The sequence below is a fragment of the Hymenobacter sublimis genome (assembly GCF_023101345.1).
GTDB lineage: Bacteria > Bacteroidota > Bacteroidia > Cytophagales > Hymenobacteraceae > Hymenobacter > Hymenobacter sublimis.
In genome coordinates, this window is the sequence record NZ_CP095848.1 from 2,337,198 (window position 1) to 2,362,534 (window position 25,337).

Annotated in this window: 18 protein-coding genes; 7 read left to right on the forward strand and 11 right to left on the reverse strand. The window is 59.9% G+C overall.

What is annotated here, in order from left to right; translation table 11 throughout:
• Positions 1-36 precede the first annotated feature (36 nt).
• From MWH26_RS09815 to MWH26_RS09845, 6 genes are all read right to left on the reverse strand, one after another.
• Positions 37-1,797 (reverse strand): family 43 glycosylhydrolase, encoded by a 1,761-nt coding sequence (locus MWH26_RS09815; protein ID WP_247974127.1) that lies wholly within the window; start codon positions 1,795-1,797, stop codon positions 37-39.
• 174 nt (positions 1,798-1,971) lie between these two features.
• Positions 1,972-3,339: a glucoamylase family protein gene (locus MWH26_RS09820; protein ID WP_247974128.1), complete on the reverse strand. Its 1,368-nt coding sequence runs from the start codon at positions 3,337-3,339 to the stop codon at positions 1,972-1,974.
• Between the two features lie 121 nt (positions 3,340-3,460).
• Positions 3,461-5,002: a RagB/SusD family nutrient uptake outer membrane protein gene (locus MWH26_RS09825; RefSeq protein ID WP_247974129.1), complete on the reverse strand. Its 1,542-nt coding sequence runs from the start codon at positions 5,000-5,002 to the stop codon at positions 3,461-3,463.
• Positions 5,003-5,014: 12 nt separating this feature from the next.
• On the reverse strand, positions 5,015-8,290 hold the full coding sequence (locus tag MWH26_RS09830) for a SusC/RagA family TonB-linked outer membrane protein (protein WP_247974130.1): 3,276 nt from the start codon (positions 8,288-8,290) through the stop codon (positions 5,015-5,017).
• Positions 8,291-8,480: 190 nt separating this feature from the next.
• Positions 8,481-9,518, reverse strand: a complete 1,038-nt coding sequence (locus MWH26_RS09835; protein WP_247974131.1) for a FecR family protein — start codon at positions 9,516-9,518, stop codon at positions 8,481-8,483.
• A gap of 159 nt (positions 9,519-9,677) precedes the next feature.
• Positions 9,678-10,286, reverse strand: a complete 609-nt coding sequence (locus tag MWH26_RS09845; RefSeq protein WP_244696446.1) for an RNA polymerase sigma factor — start codon at positions 10,284-10,286, stop codon at positions 9,678-9,680.
• A gap of 207 nt (positions 10,287-10,493) precedes the next feature.
• Here MWH26_RS09845 and MWH26_RS09850 point away from each other — a divergent pair, with 207 nt between their 5' ends.
• The 3 genes from MWH26_RS09850 to MWH26_RS09860 all read left to right on the forward strand — a co-directional run bounded on the left by MWH26_RS09850 (position 10,494) and on the right by MWH26_RS09860 (position 14,031).
• Positions 10,494-10,856, forward strand: coding sequence for a low molecular weight protein tyrosine phosphatase family protein (locus tag MWH26_RS09850; RefSeq protein WP_247974132.1), 363 nt, complete (start codon positions 10,494-10,496; stop codon positions 10,854-10,856).
• Positions 10,857-10,909: 53 nt separating this feature from the next.
• Complete coding sequence (locus MWH26_RS09855; RefSeq protein WP_244696448.1) at positions 10,910-11,854, forward strand: zinc-dependent peptidase; 945 nt, start codon at positions 10,910-10,912, stop codon at positions 11,852-11,854.
• Between the two features lie 320 nt (positions 11,855-12,174).
• Positions 12,175-14,031, forward strand: coding sequence for a M2 family metallopeptidase (locus MWH26_RS09860; RefSeq protein WP_247974133.1), 1,857 nt, complete (start codon positions 12,175-12,177; stop codon positions 14,029-14,031).
• 85 nt (positions 14,032-14,116) lie between these two features.
• Here the strand turns inward: MWH26_RS09860 and MWH26_RS09865 are convergent, their stop codons facing one another.
• The 4 genes from MWH26_RS09865 to recQ all read right to left on the reverse strand — a co-directional run bounded on the left by MWH26_RS09865 (position 14,117) and on the right by recQ (position 19,219).
• Entirely contained in the window at positions 14,117-14,836 is a 720-nt protein-coding gene (locus MWH26_RS09865; protein ID WP_244696449.1) for a GAF domain-containing protein, read from the reverse strand.
• Between the two features lie 88 nt (positions 14,837-14,924).
• Positions 14,925-15,644 carry a pirin family protein gene (locus tag MWH26_RS09870; protein ID WP_247974134.1) on the reverse strand — a complete coding sequence of 240 codons (720 nt, stop codon included), beginning with the start codon at positions 15,642-15,644 and terminating at the stop codon, positions 14,925-14,927.
• Between the two features lie 191 nt (positions 15,645-15,835).
• Entirely contained in the window at positions 15,836-16,648 is an 813-nt protein-coding gene (locus MWH26_RS09875) for an XRE family transcriptional regulator (RefSeq protein ID WP_244696451.1), read from the reverse strand.
• A gap of 288 nt (positions 16,649-16,936) precedes the next feature.
• The gene (gene recQ, locus MWH26_RS09880; RefSeq protein ID WP_247974135.1) at positions 16,937-19,219 is read right to left on the reverse strand and encodes a DNA helicase RecQ; all 2,283 of its coding nucleotides are present in this window, start codon (positions 19,217-19,219) and stop codon (positions 16,937-16,939) included.
• 158 nt (positions 19,220-19,377) lie between these two features.
• On the opposite strand from recQ, the gene MWH26_RS09885 reads away from it, so the two are divergent.
• On the forward strand, positions 19,378-19,722 hold the full coding sequence (locus MWH26_RS09885) for a four-helix bundle copper-binding protein (RefSeq protein WP_247974136.1): 345 nt from the start codon (positions 19,378-19,380) through the stop codon (positions 19,720-19,722).
• A 197-nt stretch (positions 19,723-19,919) separates the two neighbouring features.
• Here the strand turns inward: MWH26_RS09885 and MWH26_RS09890 are convergent, their stop codons facing one another.
• Entirely contained in the window at positions 19,920-21,098 is a 1,179-nt protein-coding gene (locus MWH26_RS09890; RefSeq protein WP_244696453.1) for a THUMP domain-containing class I SAM-dependent RNA methyltransferase, read from the reverse strand.
• 547 nt (positions 21,099-21,645) lie between these two features.
• Here MWH26_RS09890 and MWH26_RS09895 point away from each other — a divergent pair.
• The 3 genes from MWH26_RS09895 (at position 21,646) to murB (ending at position 25,289) form a co-directional block, all read left to right on the forward strand.
• Positions 21,646-22,668, forward strand: a complete 1,023-nt coding sequence (locus tag MWH26_RS09895) for a hypothetical protein (protein ID WP_247974137.1) — start codon at positions 21,646-21,648, stop codon at positions 22,666-22,668.
• A gap of 69 nt (positions 22,669-22,737) precedes the next feature.
• Positions 22,738-24,129, forward strand: a complete 1,392-nt coding sequence (locus MWH26_RS09900) for a sugar MFS transporter (RefSeq protein WP_247974138.1) — start codon at positions 22,738-22,740, stop codon at positions 24,127-24,129.
• A gap of 131 nt (positions 24,130-24,260) precedes the next feature.
• Positions 24,261-25,289 carry a UDP-N-acetylmuramate dehydrogenase gene (gene murB / locus MWH26_RS09905; RefSeq protein ID WP_247974139.1) on the forward strand — a complete coding sequence of 343 codons (1,029 nt, stop codon included), beginning with the start codon at positions 24,261-24,263 and terminating at the stop codon, positions 25,287-25,289.
• Positions 25,290-25,337 lie beyond the last annotated feature (48 nt).

Consider the following 25,337-nt stretch of genomic DNA (forward strand, 5'->3'; position numbering starts at 1 on the left):
CATGACATCTACTGTCACCAGACGAAACTCATAATGCTACTTTGCTTCCGCGACGGGAATGCGCGCGGAAACGCCGTTTTCGTTGAGGGCCTCGATGGTAAAGTAGTAGGGCAGGTCCTTGTCCATGCCTTTGAAGTAGTATTCAGCGGCTCCGTGCACCATGATGCAGCTGTAGAGCTTGTCGGGCGCTACCCCTACGTGGATGTTGTAGGCGTAGGCATCGTCGGAAGGAGCCCATTTCAGCCAGGCGCTGCGCTTGTCCTTCTCGGTGCGCAATACTACAAAACCTTTGACTTGGTTGGGTGCTGAACCCGTGCCCTTGCCAAAAATTCGTAAGCCGCTCAGCGCAAACTTACCCGTCGGCATGTGGATATTTTCAAGTTTGAGGTAGCGCGTCTGCGCGGGCTTGGCCAGCTCAATGTAGTCGTGGGGCACGTCGGTTTTGTTCTGGCTTTTATCGACCAGTAACTTCCATTTCTTGCCGTCTTTCGACTCCCACAGCTTGTACTGATGGTACGTTCCCTGCTGCTTCCCCAAGAACTCTGCGTCCTGATCGGCATAGTTGATCTGGATGGCGTGGACGGTGCTTACGGTACCTAAATCCGTCTGAAAATATTCACCTTTATTGCCAGTAGTAGCACTCCAATAAGTTTTTATGCTTTCATCGACGGCGTAGTTGGGTAGGTTGCCGCCGAGCGTAGAGGAGGCTTGTACGGGCTTCTGGTAGTTGAGCAGCATCCAGCCGGTGAACCGGCTCTTGAGGTGGTCCGCCGGGCCTCGGGGCAGGTAATGGGGGTAGTCACCGAAGGTAGTATTGGCGTACAGCACCCCGTCTTTATCGAAGCCCGCGGGCCATAGCCCCAAGCGCCGCTCAAAATTGTTTTTTACCGCGACAACCATGGTCGACAAATGCCACCAGTTGCCCCAGGTATCCTGAAAGGTGTTGCCGTGGCCGGCCCCGCGGGCAAAACCACCGGGTTTGTAGGCGAAAGGGTTGTGTTTTTGGGGCGTGAACGGGCCCAGGGGCTTGTCACTTATCTGCACGCCATCGGCGTAGCCGCTGAATTCGGTACCGGGGGCACCGTATTGTAAGTAATACTTACCCTGATACTTAGTCATCCAGGCACCTTCCATGAAGGGGTCGAGGAACGTGTTATCTAAGTATTCGCCAAAACGCTGCCAGCCAAACTTTTCGTCGTTGAGCTTGAACAGCTCCCGGCGCTGCCCCATGGGCTGAAACGTCTTGCGGCTGATTTGTTGCCCGTAGAGCGGGTACACGTTGGAACTACCCCAGTAGAGGTACAACTTGCCGTCGTCATCCAGAAAAAACGCCGGGTCCCAGGCGCCTACCTGGAACGGGTCCACGGCTTCCTTCCACTCCCCGGTCTTGGGGTTCGTGCTCATCCAGATGGGAAAATTCTTCTCCTGCGTGGAGCCGTACACGAGTAGTGTATCACCCAGCACGAACACGGCGGAGGCGCAGAGGTCATCGTACACCTTGTGCTCAGGCTTGAGAAAATGGCGGGGCACAAACTTCCAACTGTATAAGTCCGGGCTCCACCAGTAGCCCCATTGGTTGGTGCTGAACAGGTAGTAGTCGCCTTTGTACAAGGTGATGACCGGGTCGGCGGTGGCGCGGTGCTTGCCGGCCTCGGCGAAGTTGGGAATGGGCGTGTAGCCGTAGTCCAGGTTCAGCGGGTTGCAGTACGTGCGCTGCCCGCCCGGGCTAGGCGTCGGCTGGGACCGAGCCGTCAAGCTCAGCAGTACGGCCAGGCACAGGAGAATGGTTTGGCGCATGGGTGGGGGTAGGTAATCGAGTTGCCTGAACAGTTGTAGAGACGCGACACTTCGCGTCTCGGCGTCAGAACGAGCGGTACCGTGCCATCATAACAACCTCAGCACGCGCCGAGATGCGAAGTGTCACTTCTCTACAACTGTTCTAACTTGGGATTTATACTTCAGCAAGGCAGCTTACTTCTTCACCGGCGCGCCTTCAAAGCCTAGCTTCCCGAGGCCGCGCTGCACGTCAGGGCTGCTCATGAACAGGCGCCAAAGCAGGCCGGTGCGGTGATTTTCAATCATGCCCACGATGGGGCCCTGGTCGATGGCTAGGTGCGACTTGGCGTACCAGTTGTGGTGCTCACTGAAGCCATCCACGAAGCCGTACTCACTCCAGATTTGGTCGCCCAAATCGAAGTAAAAGTGCTTGAGGGCCGCCATCGACTCCTTAGGGGCGTAAGGCATGGCCGAGAGGGCCGCGGTGGGTGAAATCACGCCCAGGTCCTCGGTGGGCGAGTGGGCGGCGTAGCCCTGGTAGCTGTCGGAGGCGGTAAGGCCCCAGCTGTTGGGGCCGTAACCTTTGTACTGCTTGGGGTTAGCCACGCAGTAGGCGTAGTTGATGCGGGTGTGGGCCTGGTTTTGCTGCCAGTAGTCGGCGTACTGGTCTTTGAGGCCGCGCGGGTCCAGGCCCAGGAAGGTATAGTGCGAGAAGAAAAGTGGCCCGCCGTAGTCGAAACCCAGGGGCAGCTTGGTTTGGTAGAACTCCTTGCCGTTTTTGAAGTAGTCGCCGGTGGCCCAGCCCTGGTCGTACACCTTTTTGTCGATGGCGTATTTGGGTGAGGAGGCGGCCAGCACGTAGGTGATTAGGCACTCGTTCCAACCGTGAATCTGGTGGTTCATGCTCCAGCCGTTGTTGGGGCTCCAGTGCCAGTACAGCACGTTCTGCCCGCCTTGGGTATGCCAGTTCCACTCCACTCCTTCCCACATCCAGAGGATGTGGTTGCGCAGATCCCGCTCCGTGGCGCTTTCACCGGTAAAGTACTGGCGGGCGCAGATCAGGCCCTCAAACAGAAAGGAAGTCTCCACCAAGTCGCCGCCATCGTCCTTTTGGCTGAAGCGAATGACCTTGCCCGTCGCCCCATTTAGCCAGTGCGGATACACGCCGTGAAAGGAGTCGGACTTCTCCAGAAACCGCACGATTTTGTAGATGCGGGCCGCCGCTTCTTCCCGCGGAATCCACTTGCGCTCGGCCGCCACAATGATGGCCATGATGCCGAAGCCCGTGCCGCCGGTGGTTACTACCTCGCTGCCGTAGTCATAGGCCACGTTGCTCCGCTCCCGCGCCATACCCGACACGGGGTGCCCAAAGTCCCAGAAGTACCGAAACGTTTGGCGCTGCACCAAGTCCAGGAGCTGCTCGTCGGTGAGGTTTTTGGGGCGTTGCTTTGGGTCGAATTTGACAGTAGTAGCAGGGGCTTTTTTGGCGGCTGGCTTCTGCTGGGCCCGGAGCAAGCCGGGCCAGAGCAGGCACAGGAGAAGTGCGAGAAGGGTTGTTTTCATAGAGTGTTTTTACCTCTGGTCTTCGACTTCGATAACGGGACGACGTCAGCAGAACTAGCTCCCCTTCTTACCTGAGGAGGGGAGCTAGTTTTAAAAGGTCGGTATCTACCAACGAAACAGCTTAGTAGCCGGGGTTCTGGGTGAGTTGGCCGCCGCTGAGGTCAATTTGCTGCTGTGGAATGGGGAACAGCTCATGTTTACCCTTTACAAAGGTTTTGCCCTGAGCCGCGAACAGGGGCACAATGCGGCCGGGCTGCACGCTTTCCTGGCGCACGAGGTCAAAGAACCGGTCGTGCTCCAGGGCCAGTTCCACCCGGCGCTCCTGCCAGATCTGCGGCAGCGTGATGCTGGTGCGGGGCGCGAGGCCGGCGCGGGTACGTACAAGGTTCACGTTGGTCAGGGCCGCGCCGGCGTTGCCAGTCTGCAGGGCGGCTTCGGCGTTAATGAGCAGCACCTCGGCGTAGCGCATCACCCGGATGTTTTTGGGCAGGTAGTCATTATTGCCGCAATTGCGCTCCTGGGTGCGGCTGTGGTAGGCCTTATAGCTGTAGCGGAAATTTTCCACCGAGTCCTTGCTCGGAATCCGGAATCCGTCCCAGAGTACCGTGCCGGTGCGGGCCGTGGTAATAAAGATGATGCTACCGGCTCGGCGCCGGTCGCCGGGCTCGTAGGCGTCGGCCAGCTGCTGGGTAGGCGAGTTGAACCCGAAGCCTAAGTCGGCCCAGCCGCCGCGCCCCCCGGAGCGCGGGCCCTGGCTGACGGTGTACAGGTTTACGGCCGAGTTGTTACAAGCTGAATTGACGCCCGTTTGCACCTCGAAAATAGACTCTTGGCTGTTGGCCCCTACCTCCCGCCAGATTTCCTCGTAGCGCGGGTACAGCCCGTAGGCCCCCGAGGTGCCCTGGATGATTTCGTTGGTGAGGGCAAAGGCCTGCTGGTAGTTTTTCTGGTAGAGGTACACCTTGGCCAGCATGGCCTGAGCAGCGGCTTTGGTAGCCCGGCCGGTTTCGGTGGCACCCTTCAGGGGCAGGTTGGTGGCTGCAAACTGCAGATCATCAATAATGAGCTGGTAAATTTCTTGGGCCGTGGCCCGCCTCTGCAACTCGGGGTTATTGATTTCTGAGGCAGCCGGCACCCGGTCTAGTTTGGGCAAGCCCCCAAACAGGCGCACCATGTTAAAGTAGAAGTAGCCGCGCAGGAAGCGCACCTCCCCGATCAGGCGGTTGCGCGTGGCCTCCGGGGCGGGGCTCAGGGGAATTTTATCGAGGGCCTGGTTGGCGCGGTTGATGCCCTGGAAATAGCCCTTCCAGGCATTGTTCACGATGTCGTTGGTGGAGTTGAGCGTGAAGTTGTCCACCTCGGCGGCCGGCGAGTAGTCCTGGGGCGAGCTGCCCTTGTCGGAGTCATCGGAGGCAATATCGGTCAGCACCACGAACTGCAGGCCGTGAATGTCGGGGCCGAATCCGCCCAGGTACATGGTGTTGTACACCCCATCCACGAGCTTCTGGGCGGCGGCGGGGTCGGTGCGGATCTGGTCTTCGGTGAGTTGGCCCTGGGGCGCTACCTCCAAGAAATCTTTGCAGCCCACGGCACCGGCCGTAAGGGCTAGGCCCAGCGCCGCCAGGTACACGCGCCGGGAAAGGATAGTTGCTATGGCTTTCATCAGACGACGAGCTTAGAAATTAACATTGAGACCCAGGGCCAGGGTGCGGCTGGTGGGATAGGTAGTGGCTTCGATGCCCGCATCCAAGGGGCCACCGGGCAGCTCCGGCGTAAAGCCTGAGTAGTTGGTGACCGTGAACAGATTCTGGCCCGTGGCAAACACCCGCAACGAGGAAACATGCGCCCGCTTGGTGAGGTCAGCGGGAAAAGTGTAACCCAGTACCAGATTGTTCAGGCGCAGGTAGGAGCCTGACTCAATGAAATAGGTGGAGTTTGGGGTGTTGCTCCGGATGGCGTAGGGGTTGGTCTGGGAGGGGTTGGCCTCCGTCCAGCGGTTGCGGGCAAACTCGGCCTCCACGTTGTCGGTCACGGCCCCGCTCGCCTGCTTCTTGGCATTGTACACGTCGTTGTTGACGTTGCCGGAGAAGACGAAGGAGAAGTCCAGCCCCCGGAAGTTGAGCCCCCCGTTGATGCCGAAGTACATGGGCGGCTGGTAAGAACCGGCGTACACCCGGTCGTTGGGGTCAATGGTGCCGTCGCCGTTGGTGTCGGCGTACTTCAGGTCGCCGGGGCGCGGAGTCAGGAAGGTATACTTGGGATATGCATCGATTTCGGCCTGGTTCTGGAACACGCCCACCGCCCGCAGCACGTAGAAAGAGCCGGCTGCTACCCCGTTGTCGGAGCGCGTGACGTCGCGGGGGCCGCCAAACAGAGCCTGCCCGCCGTTCAGGTTCTCAATGCGGTTTTTATTGAAGGTGGCATTCACCCCGAAGTTGTAGGAGAAGTTCTCCCCGATGTCGGCGCGCCAGTTCAGAGCCGCTTCTACCCCGCGGTTGCTGATGTCGGCGGCGTTGGTAATGTACTGGTTGTCCGGGTCGCCAAACAGAGCCGGAATATTGACCGGAATCAGGGCATCGGAGGTTTTCTTGCGGTAGTAAGTCAGCTCGCCGCTCAGGTGGTTGTCGAGGGTAGCAAACTCCACGGCCGCGTCGTACTCCGTAGTAACCTCCCAGCGCACGTTCCGGTCCTTGATTTGGCTGATGACGGCCCCGAGCACCGGCGTATTGTTGAACACGTAGGGAATGTTGGTTTCGGCCGTAGTAATGTAGGAGTTGGCGTCAATTTGGTCGTTGCCAAGTTGGCCGTAGCTGGCGCGCAGCTTCAGGAAGTTGAGTACGTTCTGGTCCTTCAGGAAGCCTTCTTCGGTGAGTACCCAGCCCAGACCCAGGGACGGGAATAGGCCCCAGCGCTGCTCTGAGTTAAACCGGGAAGTTCCGTCGTAGCGCAGGTTGGTAGTAAGTAGGTACTTGTCGGCGAAGGCGTAATTGATGCGGCCCAGGAAAGACAGACGGCGGTCTTTGCCTAATTCGGGGGCGCCGTTCACGCTCGTGTTCGGGTCGCCGGTAGTCAGGTACCACTGATTGGGGTCTTCGGGCACGTTGCGGCGGCTGCCGGAAATGGAATTGACATTGCCTTCTTCCACCACCGTACCGGCTAGCAACGTCAGGTTGTGCTTTTCGGCGAAGACGCGCTGGTAGGTTGCCGTGTTTTCCCAGAGGTAGCGCGAACGAGTGCGCTGCTCCACGTTGAGCGTGCTTTGGGGGTTGCGCTGGTTGCCGCCCGAAGCCAGGAAGGTAGCCTCGTCGTTTAGGTACTGGTAATCGTAGATGCGGCGGTTGGTGAAGTTCAGGTCCACGTTGATGGCCGAACGAAGCGTCAGGCCTTCCACGGGCAGGAAGTTCAGCCCCACGTTGCCCTGCAGGCGGTTTTCGTAGGAACGGTTGTTGTTCTTCTCGATGTCGAGCAGAGGGTTGCCTACGTTGCCGAAGGCCGAGGTATTGCCGTAGCGCCCCCCTTCCTTGGCGGTAATAATGGGCGCGGCGCGGTAGGCGTTCTGGAAGGCCGTGCCAAAGTTCACGTCGCGGGTGTTGGCCCGGCTGAACGAGGCCTGGGAATTGACGCTAAACTTGGGCGAGATGGTGAAGTCGGTGTTGGAGCGCACTGTCAGGCGGGAAAACTTATTCTGAATGGCAATGCCATCATCCTGCAAGAGGTTGCCGCTGAAGTAGTAGCGCACGCTCTCATTGGCCCCCGACACGGCCAGGTTGTGGTTCTGGTACATAGCCCGCCGCAGAATCTGGTCGTACCAGTCGGTGCTGCCGGTGCTGGCGGGCAGGGTCACGTCGGGCGAGGTGCTGCGCAGGTAGTCCGTGTACTGGCCGGCGTCGGCCATTTCTACCTTGCGCGCGGCTTGCTTAAAGCCCACGGTGGTATTGTAGCTCAGCACCGGCTTGCCCTGCTTGCCTTTCTTGGTGGTGACAATGATAACCCCGTTGGCCCCGCGCACCCCGTAAATGGCCGCGGCTGAGGCGTCTTTAAGCACGTCAATCGTCTCAATATCCGCGTTGCTTAGGTTGCGGATGTCGGTGGTTTGCACCCCATCCACCACGTAGAGCGGGTTGGCCCCGGCCAGCAGCGTGCCCGTACCCCGGATGCGCACCGTGGGTTGGGCGTTGGGGGTGCCATCGGTGGTAATCTGCACGCCGGCGGTTTTGCCCTGCAGGGCCTGGGTGGGCGTCTGCACCGGCTGGTTGACAATTTCGGCGGCTTCAATGCGGGCCACGGCCCCGGTCACGTCCTGCTTGCGTTGGGTGCCGTAGCCCACCACCACTACCTCGCTCAGGGCCTGAGAGTCGGAGCCCAGGGCCACGTCCACGGTAGTGCGGCCGCTAACGGGTACTTCCTGGGAGGTGAAGCCCACGAAGGAAAATATCAGGGTGGCGTTATCGGGGGCCGTGAGGGTGTAGCGGCCGTCAGCATCGGTTTGGGTGCCGGTGCTGGAGCCCTTCACCACCACGTTCACCCCGGGCAGGGCGGCGCCTTTTTCATCTACCACGCGGCCACTTACCGTAATGTCGGCGGCCGCGGCGGGCTTGAGCACAATACCGCCGGGCAGGGGCTCATAGGCAATACGCAACGGGTCGAAGAGCAGGTGCAGCACTTGGCCCAGGGGTTGGCCAGTAGCCTGAATTGATACCCGGCGGCCGGCCCCAATCAGCTGGCGGCTGTACTGAAACCGAACGTTGGTTTGGCTTTCAATTTTGGTCAGGACCGCGTGCATGGTCTCGTCCTGGGCCTGCAGGGTGATGGGCTGCTCCAGGTACTGCTGGGCGGCGGAGGGTAGGGCCGCGGCGGTGGCCAGGCTGCTGAGCGCCGCAATGCACAAGGGCTGCAACAGCGCCGCCCGCTTCAGCAGATGCGGGGAAGGAAAGTGTAGGGGATTTTTCATGCGGAAGGTGGGAATGGATGGAAAGCTCACGGCTGGTAAGGCAGTTCGCGCGGGGCGAGAGGCGCGGCAGACCGGTTTTTCGCTAGAGCAACCGGATGGGACTTGCCGCACCCGCGGAGAGCAGGGGCAAGAGAAGCGCTAGTAACTCATAGGCAGCAGGTAGGGTGACGAAGTGAGGTTCTAAAAAAAGCTAGTGACCGGAGCAGCCGGGGCTGCGAAATACCAGATGGGTTGCCGATTTCTCGTAGCTGGCGCCCAGGGTTTTGCAGAGCACATCCAGCTTGCCGTACAGGGATTCGTTCTGCAGGTTCAGGGTGACGGTGCAGGCTGCCAGGGCCTGAGCATCGTACTCGATGTCAACACCATAGGCTTTTTCCAGGGCCGCCAATACCTCCGGCACCGGCCGGTCGTCGAAGGCAAACGACTGGGCCGCCAGCTGCACGGGTTGGGCGACTAACTCGCGCTGCAACTCGTGGCGGGCCGGCGAGTACACGGCCTGCTGATTGGGCAGCACCACAACCCCCACCGGCTCCGTGGCCGCGGCGTTGGCCGGGCTCAGGGGGCGCACCTGCACCCGGCCCGTGCGCACTTTCACGACTACTGGCCCCCGGCCGGCCGGGGCCTTAACCAGAAAGCTGGTACCCAGCACGGTAGTCACTACCTCGTTGGTGTACACGCGGAATGGGTGCGCCTTATCGTGGGCAATACGGAAGAAGGCCTCTCCTACCAAGTATACGGTGCGGTGCTGGCTGGCAAAGCGGCGCGGATACTTCAGCTGCCCTCCTGCTGACACCCGCACGCGGCTACCATCGGAGAGCTGCACAAGCTGGGGCTGCGCCGTGGTGTTGCGGTAGGTTTGCCAGCCGGTAGCGGGGCGCGGTGTGATGGTAGCTACGCTCACCTCGGCCGGGGCAGTGGCCGGCTGCCGGAGCTGCTGGGCCCCTACCCCCAGCCCCAAGGCCAGGGCGGCCGCCGCAGCCCAGCGCCACCGGCCCGCGTACCAGGGCCCAGCCGCCGGCGGACTTACATCTTCCGCGTCGAGGGTTTGGTTTTCAATGCGTTGCCACAGCGAGGCCCGCAGCGCCTGGCGCTCAGTGGGCGTGAGCGTAAGTGGGGGCTGCTCGTGGCCCAACAGGTCATACCAGTGTTCTACTACCCGTTTTTCTTCGGGCGTGCACTCGCCTTGCTGGTACCGCTGTAAGAGGTTGAGTAAGTCGGGGTGTTTCATGGCCTTGCAGCGAAAGACAGGAGGGCGGGCTATTGGTACAGTCGATTAACTGGCCTAACACCCTAGCCGCCCTCCAGAAAAAAATTCATAAAAAAACCGGCAGCCACCCTGGCACCGGAATAGCATCAGCTATAACTATCTGAAATTAAGGTAATTAACCTACCACAACCACACGAGCACCAGGGCCAGAAAATCGCGCAGGCTTACGCGTAGCACCCGGAGGGCGCGGGTTAGGTGGTACTCCACAGTTTTGCGCGAGAGGTTCAGGTGTTCCGCAATTTCCGGCACCGATTGGTGCTCCAGCCGGCTTAGGCGGAACACCTCGCGGGTGTGCTCCGGCAGGCGCGTCAGGCTGGAGAGCAGGGCCAGGGACAGGTCGTCGGCGGCCACGGTTTCTTCGGTACTGTGGTCCTCGGTGGTTACGTGCTGGCGGGAGTGGGTCAGGTAGCTGGCCTGGGTCAGGCGGGCTTTCAGTAGGTCGATTACCCGATATTTCACGGCCCGCAGTAGGTAGCTTTTCAGGGTCTGGATTTGCTGGGTACTGCGCCGCTGCCAGAGGGTAGTGAACAAGTCCTGCACCAGTTCCTCGGCCGCTTCCCGGGAGTGCAGCTTGCGGTAAGCCACGCCTAGCAGCAGCTCCCAGTACCGCTCGTATATCTCGGCAAAGGCCCGGCTGTCGTCGTTGCCCAGAGCCCGCACCAAGGCCTCGTCGGACCAAGCGGCGTACAGGTGGTGGCGCTGGGGAGAGGATGACGGCAACGACGGCATGGACAGGGCAGAAAGCCTAACTTATCATTCTTACCAAGAACCTCCAAGCGGAACCTCTCGCCTGGAAGTGCAGAGTGCGCCCCTACCCAGGCCGAGGGCCCTAAGCTGAAAGCTGCTCCGTAGCATACGCAGAAGCGCACTAATTGGGGCTAGGTTCGCGGCCTTGCCGGCGCTACTTTGCGGCTGTTCGACCTACGTAGTATTGCCTTGGATCTTTCTTCCGCCGCTTCCGCGCCCCAAAAGCTTCTGTTCGTCTGCAGCCAGAACCGCTGGCGCAGCCTTACCGCCGAGCGACTTTTTGACCACCACCCGCACTACGAGGCCCGCTCAGCCGGCACGGAGCCGGGAGCCCGGGTGCGCGTTACGGCCGGGCACCTGGGCTGGGCCGATGTGGTGCTGGTGATGGAGCGCAAGCACACCGAAATTCTGCAGCAGAAGTTCGGTGAGGAGCTGGCGGGCAAGCGCATCATCAACCTGCGCATCCCCGATAAATTTCAGTTCATGGACCATATTCTGCTGGATTTGCTGCGGGAGCGGCTGCGCGAGCAGCTGGGCCCGGAGGTACCGTAGCCTTCCGAGGCCCGCGGGCACAACCTGGCCGCCAGCCGCTCGTTTAGCGGCTCATGCAGTATTTCATTTTTGCCGCCCTGGTAGCGGGCGTAGCCTTCCTCTTCTACCGGTACCTGACCCGCGAGTCGCGCCTGAAACAAGCCGCGGTAGCCGCTGAATTTCCGGCCGAGTGGCGGCAGATTCTCGCTGAGCGGGTGGCCTTTTACCTCTCGCTCACGGCCAAGGACAAGCAGCGCTTCGAGAAAAAGGTGCAGGTGTTTCTGGCCCAAACGCCCATTACGGGCATTCAAACCGACATCGACGAAACGACCCGGGTGCTGGTAGCCGCCTCGGCCGTCATTCCCGTCTTCGGCTTTCCCGACTGGGAATACGCCAACCTGAGCGAGGTGCTGGTAGTGCCCGACGCCTGGACCCAACAGCGTGACCCCAACAAGGAATTCGTAGGTCTGGAAGGCACCCTGCTGGGTAGCGTGCAAGGCTTTCAGACGTCCCACTACATGCGCCTGTCGAAAACCTCCCTGGAGCAGGGCTTCAAGGATGCCCTAGACAAGCAGAACGTGGGTATTCATGAGTTTGCGCACTTGCTGGACGAGGCCGATGGCGTGATTGACGGCGTGCCGGCCCTGGCCCTACCCGCCGAGCTGCGCCCCGAGTGGGAAGCCGTGATGCAACGCGAAATAGCCGCCATCCGGGCCGGCAGCTCCGAAATCAACGATTACGCGGGCACCAACGAGGCCGAGTTCTTTGCCGTGGTAACGGAGTATTTCTTCGAGAAGCCCGAAAAGCTGCAGGAACACCACCCCGAGCTGTACCAGCTCCTAAGCCGAGCCCTGCGCCAGAACCCCAAAAAGCGCTTCCTGCGCCTGGCCGTGGACCCGCGCGAGTGGATCCGGAGCCTGCGCACCCGACGTAAGTTCGGCCGCAACTCGCCCTGTCCCTGCGGCAGCGGCAAGAAGTACAAAGACTGCCACTTGCTGCAGCAGGAGCAGGCCGCATAAGACCTCGACTGTCCTGGCGAGGAAGCACGACGACGCCATCCTTCCTCTCTGCTGTGACAATCCTAGAAATGTGACAAGCCCTTGACGTATGCCAGCGTTGAGGGCTTGTCACGTTTCGAGGGGTAATATGTTGGTCAGGACGGATGGCGTCGTACTTCCTCGCCAGGACAATGTGCAACGCGGTAAGGCGCTGATATAGGTGCCCCGCCCCCCTTCTTGCCGCGCTCTGACAGCTGGTACGCACTTCCGGTTGCGGCTTAAACCGATGGGCTATGTACCTTCGTCTACCCTGACGTTGTTCTGAAGCTTTCCACTTCCCAATGAAAAAGTACCTCCTTCCCACCCTTACCGCCGCGGTGCTGACCGCTTGCGCCCCCACGGCCAAGACGCCCACGGCTGCCACTACCCCACCCACTACCGCCCCCGAAGCTGCTACCCAGCCCGTTGCCCCAAACTGGCAGGAGCAGGCGGAGGCATTCTTGAAGGACTATTCCGCTCAATACCAGCGCCTGTACGCCCAATCGTCGGAGGCGGAGTGGCGCTCCAATACGCGCATTGTGACCGGCGACACGGCCAACTCTGGAGCCACGGCCCGGGCCAATGAGCGTATGGCGGCCTTCACTGGCTCGGCCCAGAACATTCAGCGCCTCCGCGAGCTGCTGGAACACAAGCAGGAGCTAACGGAACTGCAGGTAAAGCAGCTGCAAACCGCCCTCTACAACGCCGCCAACTCGCCCCAAACCATTGCCGACGTAGTAAAGCGCCGCATCAAAGCCGAAACCCAGCAGACGGAAAAGCTCTACGGCTTCGACTACAAGTACCAGGGCAAATCGGTGACGACCAACGACTTGGACGAGCTGCTGCGCAAGGAGAACAACCCCCTGAAGCGTCAGCAGATTTGGGAGGCCAGCAAGGCCATCGGCCCTACCCTCAAGGATGGCCTGCTGAACCTGCGCGACCTGCGCAATCAAACCGTGCAGGCCCTGGGCTACCCCGACTACTTCACCTACCAGGCCTCCGACTACGGCATGAGCCGGGAGGAAATGATGACGCTGGTGCGCCGCATCAATGAGGAGCTACGCCCCCTCTACCGGGAACTGCACACCTACGCCCGCTACGAGCTGGCCAAGAAATACGGCGTGAAACAAGTACCTGACTACCTGCCCGCCTCCTGGCTGCCCAACCGCTGGGGCCAGGACTGGAGCGCCATGGTGGAAGTAAAGGGCCTGAACATCGACCCCGTGCTGGCCAAGAAAGGCGCCGAGTGGCAAGTAAAGCAGGCCGAGCGCTTCTACCAAAGCCTTGGTTTTCAAGCCCTGCCGGCCGTGTTCTGGGAGAAGTCGAGCCTCTACCCCCTGCCCAAGGATGCCACCTATAAGAAGAACAACCACGCCTCGGCCTGGCACATGGACCTGAACCAGGACGTGCGCAGCCTGATGAGCGTGGAAGGCAACACCGAGTGGTACGAAACCACCCACCACGAGCTGGGCCACATCTACTACTACCTCACCTACACCAACCCCGACGTGCCGCCGCTGCTGCGCCAGGGAGCCAACCGCGGCTACCACGAAGCCATGGGTTCCCTGATGGGCCTGGCCGCTACTCAAAAGCCTTTCCTAGCCGGCCTGGGCCTGATCGACCCGAAGGCGAAAACGGATGAAACGCAGACGCTGCTCAAGGAAGCCCTGAACTACGCTGTGTTCATTCCTTTTGCCTCGGGCGTAATGAGTGAGTGGGAAAACAGCTTCTACGCCGACAAATTATCCGCTGACCAGCTGAACGCCCGCTGGTGGCAGTTGGCCAAGCAGTACCAGGGCATTGTGCCGCCCACCACGCGCGGCGAAAATTACCTTGACCCGGCCACCAAAACCCACATTAACGACGACCCGGCCCAGTACTACGACTACGCCCTGTCCTACGTCATCCTGTTCCAGCTCCACGACCACATTGCCAAGAAAATCCTGAAGCAGGATCCGCACGCCACTAACTACTACGGCAGCAAGGAGGTAGGCCAATTCCTGGCCGACATCATGCGCCCCGGCTCCAGCAAAGACTGGCGCGCCGTACTCAAGGAAAAAACCGGTGAAGACCTTTCGGCCCGGGCCATGGTCGAGTACTTCCAGCCCTTGATGACCTACCTCAAGCAGCAGAACAAAGGCCGCAAGTACACGATGTAGCTCTTTCGTTTGAACTAACGCTTGCGGTAAAGCACGAAAAAGCCGGCCCAGATGGGCCGGCTTTTTCGTGCGTGGTATTTGCTACTTATGCGGCGGTGGGCGCTTCCCGTAGGCGCCGATCCAGCACCTTTTCTACCCCCGTGAGGCGGCGCAGCACCAGATCCTGCACCTCCGTATCGTCGAGGTTGATGCCGTGGTTGCGGGTGCTGAGGTAGCGGGTAAGGGTAGCGTTGTCGTCGAGCGTTTCGGCGAGTTCCTGCTGGGCCTCCTGCCACAGGTCGTCCTGCTGGGCCTGCAAGTACTGAAACCGCAGCTCCACCGTCTGGCTTACCAGGTGGGCTAAGCGAGTCAGCACCTCTTCCTCGGCGCCCGAGAGCGTGCGGTGCTCCCGGCCAATTACGGCCATCATCCCAATGCGGGCTCCATCGGGCATGCGCAGGGCGGAGCCGGCGTAAAAGTTTAACCCTAGAGTCTGTGCCACATCCGGGCTGATCAGGCGGCAGCCCTCGGCCGAGTAGTCAGTGGTTACAACCGGCATGTCGGGCAGAATGGCGGCCGAGCACATGCTTTCCGTGCGAGGCAGTCCCGGTACGCCTTCGGCCCCGGTTACGGCCTTAAAGTGCACGTAGTCATCATCCACAAAGGAAATCAGGGAGATGGGCGTATTAAATAGCTGCGCCGCCCAGGCCACATAGTCATCGAAAATTTTCTCCGGCGTGGTGTTTACAATTTGGTACAGATGAAGCGTGCGCAGGCGCGCCGTTTCATTTTCGGGTACCAGGCGGTCGGGAAAAATATTCGTCATAACGGACTTATAAGCAAAACGGCGGGTTGGCAGTTAGCTTCTAACTGCCAACCCGCCGGAAGGTTGGAAGGTTGCAGGAAAGCAAGGCTTAGTAGTTCGCCTCGCTGCCGGGCAGATCGATAAGGATGAACTGCGCGTCTTTGCTGGCCTGGATTTCCAGCACATTCTCATCCGTTGACCGAACCTGGTCATTGGGTCCGATATCTACGCCGTTGATGTACAGCGTGCCTTCTTTCACGTAAATGAAGGTATTACGAATGGGAAACGTTTTGAAGGTCACCGTTTTACCTTCCGCCAGGTTGCACCAGTAAATGGTAGTATTGGAATTCATGTACACCACGTCTTCCAGCACTTTTTGGCCCGATACCAGGGGCACCAACTCATTCTTTTTGTCCAGGAAATCTACGTCCTTCTGCTCGTAGCTGGGCGAGAGGCCCTTCTGGTTCGGAATAAACCACAGCTGGTAGATGTGGGCGGGCTTGTCGGTGGCATTCTGCTCGGAGTGAGCCAGACCAGTACCGGCCGTCATGCGCTGCACCTCCCCTTTTTTTATGGTTGACTTGTTGCCCATGGTGTCCGCGTGCGTCAACTCCCCATCCAGCACCAGGGTCACAATCTCCATTTCGGAGTGCGGATGCTGCGGAAAGCCCGCATTGCCCTGAATAGTATCATCATTAAACACGCGCAGGGGCCCGAAATGCAGGTTTTGCGGGTCGTAATAATCGGCGAAGCTGAAGAGAAAGTAGCTGCTGAGCCAGTTCACGGGAGCAGCATGATGGCGGTCGGTAGCGGGAAGGAGCTTAAGCATCGGGGAGTATTCGTTCGTTGGTGGTTGCGTTGCGCTTACGCGGCGCAGGCATGGTTAGTTAAACGATGAATCGGATTGAATAGATATTCCCCGGTCAGTGACGGAAATTTCAGGCCACTCATGGGCCCCGATAAACGCAAAATACCCGCTCAGCCAAGGCTGAGCGGGTATTCCAAACGAGGCAGCCTCACTTATACTTTCTTCATGGTGCTTACCTGCTGCTGCAGATCCAACACAATGCTGGCGAGGCGGTTCAGCGACAGGTCAGCAATGGGGAAGGTGCTGCTGATGTAGGCCTTGGCTTCCCAGATTTCTACTACGTCCTCCACATCAATCTGGTAGGGCGAATACAGCGGGTTATCGGAGTGCAGGGCCAGCATGGCGGCGTCCTTCAGGCGGTTGAACACGCGCTTAAACACGATGCCCTCCTTGGAACTCACCACAATGCACGGAGTCCCGTCCTTAATGCTCATCCAGTCATCCACGTAACGGCCTACGATGACGGTGCCGCTGGCAATGGGTAGCATAGAGTCGCCGGCAATTTCGAAGGCGCGGTAGGTGCCCGTATTGCCCAACATAGGCAGACGGAACTTGGGCAGCTCTTCTAAGTATTCTGGATCGGCGTAGCCGTTGAGGTAGCCGGCCGCAGCCTTCTGGGGCACCAGTTCGATATTTTCGTTCTGTTCCCGGTCAACAGTGAGGGCCAGAATGCGCAGGTTATTGCTAGTGCGCGCGGTAGCGGCTTCCGTGGTAGCAGCGGCCGTCTGGGCCTGCAGTTGGAGCACGGCTTTAGCATTCTTTTTCTTGCTAAAGTCAGTGGTTACCAGGGCGTCGAGGGAGATGCCGAATAGGCGGGCCATGTTCACGAGGGTCGCGAGCTTAGGCTCCGCGCGGCCTTCTTCGTAAGCGCCCACCAAGGAGCGTTTAATTCCTAGTTTTTCGGCCATCTGCGCCTGCGTAAGGCTCAGTTCGCGCCGCCAGAATTTGAGGTTAGTGTTAATCATAACGCAGGGGGAGCCGGGAGAAATGGCTGCAACGGCAAACAGGTACCGGCTCACGAAGGTACAAACCGTACTACGCGAATACTAATTCAATTAGCTTGAATTTTTGCTAATTTTTTTTGGCGCGCTTACTATTCTACTACGACTGTCTGGTCCCAGCAAGCGACGCGTGTTACTTTCCACACTCCTAGTGATTAGCCTAGCCTTTTTCGCTGCTACAATAGCCCGCTTACGCCACCGCCTACCTAGTGCTTGACTGAGCGCGAGTTGTGAGGGCCACGAGGCCACCTCCTACTCTCCGCGCAGCTTCTTAAAGTACATCAGGGCCAGGCGCAGGCGGAAGTAGTCGTACTGCTCGCGCAAGTGGTCGAACAGGTCGCGGAGCATGGGACTACCGCCGAGCTGGGCCTGGGCCGTTTGGATTTCGGCCAGCTCCTGGGGTTTCAGGAAGTCCTCGATGCGCAGCTCCAGGCCTTTGGCGTAGCAAGTGGTCAGGTGGGTTTGCACCGTAGATACGGCCAAGTCCCGGCGCTGGGCAATGGCCTCCACGCTCAGCCCCATACGGTGGAGCTGGTGGGTAGTTTCCATAGTGCCATTTACCTCGGTAGCAGCTTCTTTGGGCTCTTTAGCTTCCTTTTTACGGGTAGCAGTCTTGGCGGCCGTGCTGTAGTCATCCGGGTCGAGGCTAACCGCATCGTCGTCGAAGTCCAGCTCGGCCGCGGCGGCCGCTGGGTTGCCGCCGTGGGCCAGCACCTCCCGGATAAAGGCGTCCCCGTAGGTTTCGAACTTCTTCATGCCTACCCCCGAAATGCTGAGCATGGCCACCCGGTTGATAGGCCGCTCCGTTGCCATTTCCTGCAGGGTAGAGTCGGTGAAGATAACGTAGGGCGGCACGCCTTGCTCGTCGGCAATGCGCTTGCGCAGGGTGCGCAGGGCCTCGAACAGCTGGGCCTCGCGGCTAACGGGTGCTGCCTTGGTGGGAGCCGCGGCTTTGCGGCCGCGCGGCGCTTTTTCAGCCTTCTCGGCAGGCTGAAACTTCTTCATGGGTAGGGTGCGCTGGCCTTGCAGCACCTCTCGGCCCAACTCCGTGATTTTCAGTGCGTAGCCTTCCTCGTAGGCAATGTAAAGCAACCCATCGTTGAGCATCTGATGGATGTAGCTATACCAGTCGAGGTAGGCCAGGTCGCGGCCGGCGCCGTAGGTTTTGATTTGGTCGAGGCCCTGGCTGAGCACGGCTTGGTTGCGCATGCCGCGCAGCACGTCAATGAGCAGGTTGATGCTCATCCGCTCCCGCCCGCGCACCACCGCCGACAAAGCCTTCTGGGCCAGTTCTGTACCGTCGAAGGTGGTAGGCGGGTTGCGGCAGATGTCGCAGTTGCCGCAGTCGGTGGCCAGGGTTTCACCGAAGTAATTGAGCAAAATTTTGCGGCGGCAGGAGGCCGCTTCGGCAAACTGCTGCATGCGCTCCAGCTTGGTGAGGTTGAGCTGGGTAAGGTTGGGGTTTTCCTTCGTGAGCATGTCGCGCAGGCTCATCACGTCGCCGAAGGAGTAGAACAGCACGGCCGTGGCGGGGGCGCCGTCGCGGCCGGCGCGGCCTATTTCCTGGTAGTAGCCCTCGATGTTTTTGGGCAGGTTGTAATGAATCACCCAGCGCACGTTGCTCTTGTCGATGCCCATGCCAAAGGCAATAGTGGCCACAATTACCTGCAAGTCGTCTTTGAGGAAGGCTTCCTGCACGGCCCCGCGCTGGTTGGGCGTCATGCCGGCGTGATAGTAACCAGCCTTAATACCCTTGGCCTGGATTTTCTGGGCCAGGGTTTCGCACTGCTTGCGCGAGAGGCAGTAAATGATGCCCGCCTCGCCCTGGTGGCGCTCCAGAAACTCCAGAATGCCACCTACCCGATCCTGGCCGGGGCGCACAATCAGGTTGAGGTTGGGCCGGTCGAAGGAAGAGAGAAACACCCGCGGATTACTCAGGCGCAACTGCTGCTGAATATCGCGCTGGGTGAGACGGTCGGCGGTGGCGGTAAGGGCAATGATGGGCGTGGCGGGAAACTGCTCGCGCAACACCCGCAGCTGGGTGTACTCGGGCCGGAAGTCGTGGCCCCAGGAGCTGATGCAGTGGGCCTCATCAATGGCAAACATGCTGATGCGCAGGCGCCGCAGGAAGGTCAGAAAGCCTTCCGAAAGGAGCTTTTCGGGCGAGACGTAGAGCAGCTTGAGGTAGCCGTTCAGGCAGTCGGCGGCAATGTTGTTCTGCTCGCTCTGGCCCACGCTGCTGTTGATATAGGCGGCCGAAATACCGTTGGCTTTCAGGGCTTCCACCTGGTCCTTCATCAGGGCAATCAGGGGCGAAACGACCACGCACACGCCCTCCTGCACCACGGCCGGTACCTGAAAACAGATGCTTTTGCCGCCCCCAGTAGGCATGAGCACCACCGTATCCTGCCCGCCCATGATGTTGCCGATGATGTCTTCCTGCATGGGCCGGAAGGAGTCGTAGCCGTAGTATTTTTTTAATACCCGGCGGGCAGATTCAAGGGTAGGAGCGAGTGGTTCGGCAGCAAATAACATGGGGTAAAGATAGGGCTAAACGCGGCGGGGTGAAAGAATGAAAATAACCAATGGTCCGCGGAAAAGGTGCACTCTGGCGGCAGAATCGTGCACACCCGGCCCGAGCCTGCTGTCGTACAAGCAGGTAGTCTTTTTCTTTCATGTAGCTCCTCGTTGCCATGCCTACCTCCCCTGCTGCCCCGGCCCAGCGTGTTGTTATTCTGGATGCCTTGAACCGTTGCGTGGCTACCTGCGAGTACTGCGCTACCGCCTGCCTGAGCGAAGAACATGTGCACATGATGGCCGCCTGCATCCGCCTCGACCGGGACTGCGCCGACATCTGCGCCCTCACGGCCCGCCTTGTTGCCCGCGACTCAGAGCACGCCAAGCATCTGATGCGGGAGTGCATGGAGGTGTGCCAAAAGTGCGCCGAAGAATGCAGCCAGCACCAAGACCAACACTGCCAAGACTGCGCCACCGCCTGCCGCGCCTGCGTGGAAGCCTGCCAACAGTACCTGGGGTAACTAGGAGGTAGTACAAAACATCCATCCATTTGCTTGTCATCCTGAGCAGAGTGCAGGACCTTATCACGTTAGAACGGCTGTCGTACTGACGTGATAAGGTCCTGCGCGCTGCTCAGGCTGGCAGACGTATATAAATTCCCAAAATCACCCTCCTACCCTTAAACACTCATACCCTCAAATCCGCCTACCCTCCTACCCTACTTTATCTTACGGGTACCCTGGTAGAGTTCATACTTGAGCAGGCGGCAGTCGATGGGGCCGTTGTAGAGGGGAATGCGGCGGGAGGCTTTCAGGCCGATGCGCTTGGCGGCCTCCAGGTTGCCAGTGAAGATGTAGGCGTCGTAGCCCTGGAAGCCGGATTTCAAGGTGTCGCCGATGGTTTTGTAGAGGGCATCCATTTCGGCTTCCTCCCCAATTCGCTCCCCGTAGGGCGGATTCATGATGACGATGCCGGGCTCTTCCTTGGCGGGCGCCTTGGCCTCACGCACGTCGCGCACGCCCAGCCGGATAAAGTCTTCCAAATCGGCGGCGGCCACGTTTTCGCGGGCCAGTTCGATGAATTCGCGGGATAAATCGGAACCGGCAAGGTAGGCCTGGGGCTCCTCCAGGCGGGCCTGGCGAGCGTCGAGCTGCACTGATTCCCAGAGGGCGGCGTCGAAATCGGCCCAGTTTTCAAAACCGAATTTGCCCTGGTGGTAAAGGCCGGGGGCAATGCGCTGGGCAATCAGGGCAGCCTCGGTGAGCAGGGTACCGGAGCCGCACATGGGGTCGATGAGGGGCTTGCGGCCGTCCCAGCCGGTGAGCAGCAGCAGGCCCGCGGCTAGGGCTTCGTTGAGCGGGGCCACGTTGGTTTGCTGGCGGTAGCCGCGCTTGTGCAACGACTCCCCGGAGGCGTCGAGGCTCAGGGTCACCTCGTTCTCAATCATGTGCAGGTGCAGCCGGATGTCGGGGTTTTTCACGTCCACGCTGGGGCGCGAGCCGGTGCGGTTGCGGAACTGGTCCACGATGGCATCCTTGGTGAGCTGGGCCACGAACAGGGAATGCTCGAACGTGGACTTGTTCACGACGGCCGTGATGGCAAAGGTTTGGTCGGGCCGGATAAAGCGCTGCCAGTCGATGCGGCTTACTTCGCGGTAGAGGGCTTTTTCGTCGCGGGCGTAGAAACCGGCGAAGGGCCGCAGGATGCGCATGGCCGTGCGGCACCACAGGCAGGCCTCGTAGAGCAGCTGGGTGTCGCCAGTAAACTCAATGGCTCGCTGGCCTACCTTTTCAATTTTCGCCCCAAGCTGACGCAGCTCCTCGGCTAGCACTTCTTCCAGCCCAAACTGGGTAGTGGCAGTCATGTAAAATGGGGCGGAGCGGCGGTTATCGGCCATAGGAAAGCAGGTAGCAAAATTCGGGGTAAGGCTGCAAAGGTCGGGAAAGAAGCGGGTGATACGGCGCAGCAGGCGCAACTTTGCTTTCGGGCTAGTGTCTAGCTCCCGTTGCTTGGTTAGGGCGGAGTGTCAAGGCAGCCTAGCATTGGTTGCCTCATTCCTCGCCCCTACCCTCGCTTGCTGCGCGACATGGGGAGAGGGGAACTAGTTATTTAGAAGCTAGGAGGAAAGATTTAGGAGGTAGAAGACAACTGAGCAAATGTTACAAAGGCCGTCATGCAGAGCGTAGCGAAGCATCTCGCTTGAATCGTTGAGGTAGTATAGTAACGTCAGCACGCGAGATGCTTCGCTGCGCTCTGCATGACAACCTTGTGAAATTGACGAGTTCTAACTATTCACACGACCTAGTTCCCCTCTCCCCATGTCGCGCAGCAAGCGAGGGTAGGGGCGAGGAATGAGGCAACTAGGTACCAGTATCAACCACCTTTGCCCTGCCAAGCCGCGAAGCTTTAGCAGTAGTACTTATTAATCCGCATTTTTACCGCCTATGCGGCCTTCCTTTCTCTTCAACCCCAGCAAAAGCTCGGCGTTTTACTTGGCGTTGTTTCTGGCCTTGTCGGTGCTGGGCCTCACGGCCTTTGAGGCCGTGAATGGGCACTACTCCATTGTGGGCAGCGTGGCCTCTTTCCTGGGGCTGTTTGTGGCGTTTCACAGCTGGAAGGCGGCCGATGATGCTTCGCGCAATACCGATGAAGCCCTCAGGCAGATGCAAGCCCTAGCCCACGAAACTCGGCAATTAGTGCAAAGCAGCAATGCGGTAGAGGAACAGATCAAAAACGCCGTAGTAACTATCAGCGACGCCACCCGGGAGCTGCACAAGGGCTTCGAGCCGATTATGCAGGAAGTAGCGAAGTTTCTGGCCGAAGCGGAAGGTAGTGAGTACTTGGCCATCATGACCGACTCGGCAGCCATTGGTACTTTCTACGCTCGCCATCACCATCCGGCCCTCAACCAGCGGGAGATGCGCGCCCTCACCGACCGTATTCATGACCTACTGCTGGAGCGGGCCCGCGACGCGCGCGAGTTTTACCTGGCTACGCTGGCCGCCGACGAAACACCCGATGCCCTACCACCCACCCGCGACCAGCACGGCCGGCTGCACCATTTCGTGGAGGGCGTGTGGCAGCAGTTTCACCCGGAGGCACCCGTAGCCGACGAGCACTGGCAGGAGCACCGGGAGCAGCACTGCGCCACGCTGCGCCAGATTCAGGACACGTTTACTACCCTTGCCGAGCACCCGGAACAGCGGGCCGCCGGCGTGGAGCCGCACCAGCAGCTGCCAGTGCTGCCCTTCCAGCTCTTGCTGCGCTTCAACGCCGAAGCCAAGGAGCCTTTCCGGGCCCTAGTGATATTTCTGGGCCAGTACAACCTGGATCGGGTAGCCGAAACCCGCGCCATGCAGTCGACGGATCCGGAGCTGGTGCGCACCTTTATCAGCATGTTCGAGAGCCTCACCAGCCTCGATGACCACCCCGGCTACCAGCAGCTGCGGCGGCAGTTTCCGCTCTAACGGCTGGCGCCGCTGTTCTGCCCGGTATTTCTATCTTTAAGCCTCTTCACTTTCTCCCTTTCTGCCTGCATGGCCGCACCCATTACCTCCTCTCCCACCGCCACTTCCGGCACCACGCGCAGCTACGCCCTGCCCATGGCGGCCATGACGAGCCTGTTCTTTTTGTTCGGGGCCGTTACCAACTTCAACGACGTGCTCATGCCCTACCTCAAGGACGTGTGCCAGCTCACGGATTTGCAGTCGTCGTTGGTGCAGTTTGCCTTCTTTGGGGCCTATTTTCTGATGTCGCTGCCGGCGGGCTACGTGCTCAAGCGCCTGGGCTACCAGCGCGGTATTGTGCTGGGGTTGCTGGTGATGGCGTCGGGGGCTTTACTGTTTATTCCGGCGGCCAATTCGCGCACGTTTGGAGTGTTCTTGCTGGGGCTAAGCGTGTTGGGCGCGGGCGTAACGCTGTTGCAAGTGGCCGCCAACCCCTACGTGTCTATTCTGGGGCCGGCCAACCGGGCGGCTAGTCGGGTAAGCATTGTGGGGGTAGCTAATAACTTCGGAGGCACCTTGTCGCCGCTGCTGGGCGGGATTTTGCTGTTCGGCGGCTCGGCGGCCCTGAAGGCACGGTTGGCGGCGCTACCGGTAGCCCAGCGCCTAGCCGAGGAATCTACCCTCGTAAAGGGCCCCTATATTGGACTAGCGGTGTTTTTGGTTATTCTGGCCGGCACCTTCTTCCTACTGAAACTGCCCGAACTGGAAACTTTCGCCGATGAGGAAGCGGAGGTAGTACCGGCTACGGCGGGCCGCACTTCGGCCCTGCAGTTTCCGCACCTGGCCCTGGGAGTCGTTGCCATCTTCGTATACGTGGGCGTGGAGGTAGGCCTGGGCTCCTTCCTGATCCGCTACGGTGAGGCTCAAGGCATTACGCAGCTCAGCGGCTTTACCCAGGCCTTAGTTCGGGGCTTGAACGTAGCCGTAAACTTTATTGCGGTGCTAGTAGGTCAGGCTCCGGCCCCCATTGATACCACGGCCGGCTTCACCAAAGCGGTAGGCGCGGTGCTGGTGTCGTCGTACTGGTTTGGCTCGCTGGTGGGTCGGGTAGTGGGCATCCCGCTGCTAGCCCGCATCAACGACCGTAAAGCACTGGTAGTAGTATGTGCCGCTGGCGTACTGCTGGTGCTGGCCTCCATCCTAAACGCGGGAGAAACGGCTCTGTGGCTGATTGTGCTCTGCGGCCTGATGAACTCGATTATGTGGCCGGTCATTTTTCCGCTGGCTATTAAAGGGTTAGGCGGCTTTACCAAACAGGGTTCTTCCTACCTTATTATGGCCATCGTAGGTGGGGCCATTATTCCGCTGCTTATGGGCTGGGTAGCCACCAACGGCGGCGGGCTGCGCGTGGCCTTTATTATTCCGGCCCTGTGTTACGCGTATTTACTGTTCTACGCTCTGCGCGGCTACCGCGTGCGGTAGGTAGGCCAGCAACCGAACTTACGGCCCGTTACCCTTGGCAGGGTAGCGGGCTTTGCTTTTGTAGGCCTCGGGCACTGTCGCGCAATAGCCAAACGGCTACCTTTACCGGCGCATCATTTCCTTTTGCTTCTATGGCTTCGGCTCCCGTCCTTGAACACCACGTTTCCCTGCGCCCCTACAACACCTTCGGCCTGGAGGTGAAGGCCCGGTTGTTTGCTCGCTTTACTTCGGTTGAGGAGCTGCGGGCACTGCTGGCCCTCCCTGAGGTGCAAGCGGCCACCAAGCTGGTGCTGGGCGGCGGCTCCAACCTGCTCTTCACCCAGGATTTCGATGGTGTGGTGCTGAAAAATGAAATCCGGGGCCTCGACATCATCAGCCAAGATGCTGAAACGGCCCTGGTGCGGGCCGGCGCGGGCGAGTCGTGGCACGGTTTGGTGCAGTACACGCTGGACCAGGAGTTGAGCGGCATCGAAAATCTTTCCCTGATTCCGGGCACGGTAGGCGCGGCGCCGCTGCAGAACATTGGGGCCTACGGCTCCGAGCTGAAAGATACCTTTGAGCAACTCGAAGCTTTGGAAATCAGCACCGGGCAGGTGCGCACGTTTTCGGCCGCCGAGTGCGGCTTCGGCTACCGGGAAAGTGTGTTCAAAGGCCCCCTAAAAAACCAGTTTATCGTGACGGGCGTGGTCTTGCGCCTGCAGCGGCAGGCCCGGCCCAACCTCAGCTACGGCGCCATCAAAACCACCCTCGAAGACCTAGGCATTGGGGGCGAGCCTACCCCCCGCGAGGTCAGCGAAGCCGTCATGCACATTCGGCGCAGCAAGCTCCCCGACCCCACCCAGATTGGCAATGCCGGCTCTTTTTTCAAAAACCCCGAAGTATCTCAGCTTAAATATGACGAGCTGAAGGCCCACTTCCCCGAGCTGCCCGGCTACCCCGTGCCCGGCGGAGTAAAAGTGCCGGCCGCCTGGCTGATTGAGCAATGCGGCTGGAAGGGCCAGCGCCGCGGCGCCCACGGCGTGCACGACAAACAGGCCTTGGTGCTGGTAAACCACGGCGGCGCGCTAGGACACGACATCCGCGAGCTAGCCCACGACATTATTGCGTCGGTGCGGGAAAAGTTTGGTATCGAGCTGCACCCCGAGGTGAACATCCTCTGAGCACTCCACTACGGAGCAACGAAGCCCGCCTGTTTTGCTACCAGGCGG

Coding starts and splice junctions, on each gene's coding strand:
- MWH26_RS09815 (WP_247974127.1), bottom strand. CDS start 1,797: ATGCGCCAAACCATTCTCCTGTGCCTGGCCGTACTGCTGAGCTTGACG.
- MWH26_RS09820 (WP_247974128.1), bottom strand. CDS start 3,339: ATGAAAACAACCCTTCTCGCACTTCTCCTGTGCCTGCTCTGGCCCGGC.
- MWH26_RS09825 (WP_247974129.1), bottom strand. CDS start 5,002: ATGAAAGCCATAGCAACTATCCTTTCCCGGCGCGTGTACCTGGCGGCG.
- MWH26_RS09830 (WP_247974130.1), bottom strand. CDS start 8,290: ATGAAAAATCCCCTACACTTTCCTTCCCCGCATCTGCTGAAGCGGGCG.
- MWH26_RS09835 (WP_247974131.1), bottom strand. CDS start 9,518: ATGAAACACCCCGACTTACTCAACCTCTTACAGCGGTACCAGCAAGGC.
- MWH26_RS09845 (WP_244696446.1), bottom strand. CDS start 10,286: ATGCCGTCGTTGCCGTCATCCTCTCCCCAGCGCCACCACCTGTACGCC.
- MWH26_RS09855 (WP_244696448.1), top strand. CDS start 10,910: ATGCAGTATTTCATTTTTGCCGCCCTGGTAGCGGGCGTAGCCTTCCTC.
- MWH26_RS09860 (WP_247974133.1), top strand. CDS start 12,175: ATGAAAAAGTACCTCCTTCCCACCCTTACCGCCGCGGTGCTGACCGCT.
- MWH26_RS09865 (WP_244696449.1), bottom strand. CDS start 14,836: ATGACGAATATTTTTCCCGACCGCCTGGTACCCGAAAATGAAACGGCG.
- MWH26_RS09870 (WP_247974134.1), bottom strand. CDS start 15,644: ATGCTTAAGCTCCTTCCCGCTACCGACCGCCATCATGCTGCTCCCGTG.
- MWH26_RS09875 (WP_244696451.1), bottom strand. CDS start 16,648: ATGATTAACACTAACCTCAAATTCTGGCGGCGCGAACTGAGCCTTACG.
- recQ (WP_247974135.1), bottom strand. CDS start 19,219: ATGTTATTTGCTGCCGAACCACTCGCTCCTACCCTTGAATCTGCCCGC.
- MWH26_RS09885 (WP_247974136.1), top strand. CDS start 19,378: ATGCCTACCTCCCCTGCTGCCCCGGCCCAGCGTGTTGTTATTCTGGAT.
- MWH26_RS09890 (WP_244696453.1), bottom strand. CDS start 21,098: ATGGCCGATAACCGCCGCTCCGCCCCATTTTACATGACTGCCACTACC.
- MWH26_RS09895 (WP_247974137.1), top strand. CDS start 21,646: ATGCGGCCTTCCTTTCTCTTCAACCCCAGCAAAAGCTCGGCGTTTTAC.
- MWH26_RS09900 (WP_247974138.1), top strand. CDS start 22,738: ATGGCCGCACCCATTACCTCCTCTCCCACCGCCACTTCCGGCACCACG.
- murB (WP_247974139.1), top strand. CDS start 24,261: ATGGCTTCGGCTCCCGTCCTTGAACACCACGTTTCCCTGCGCCCCTAC.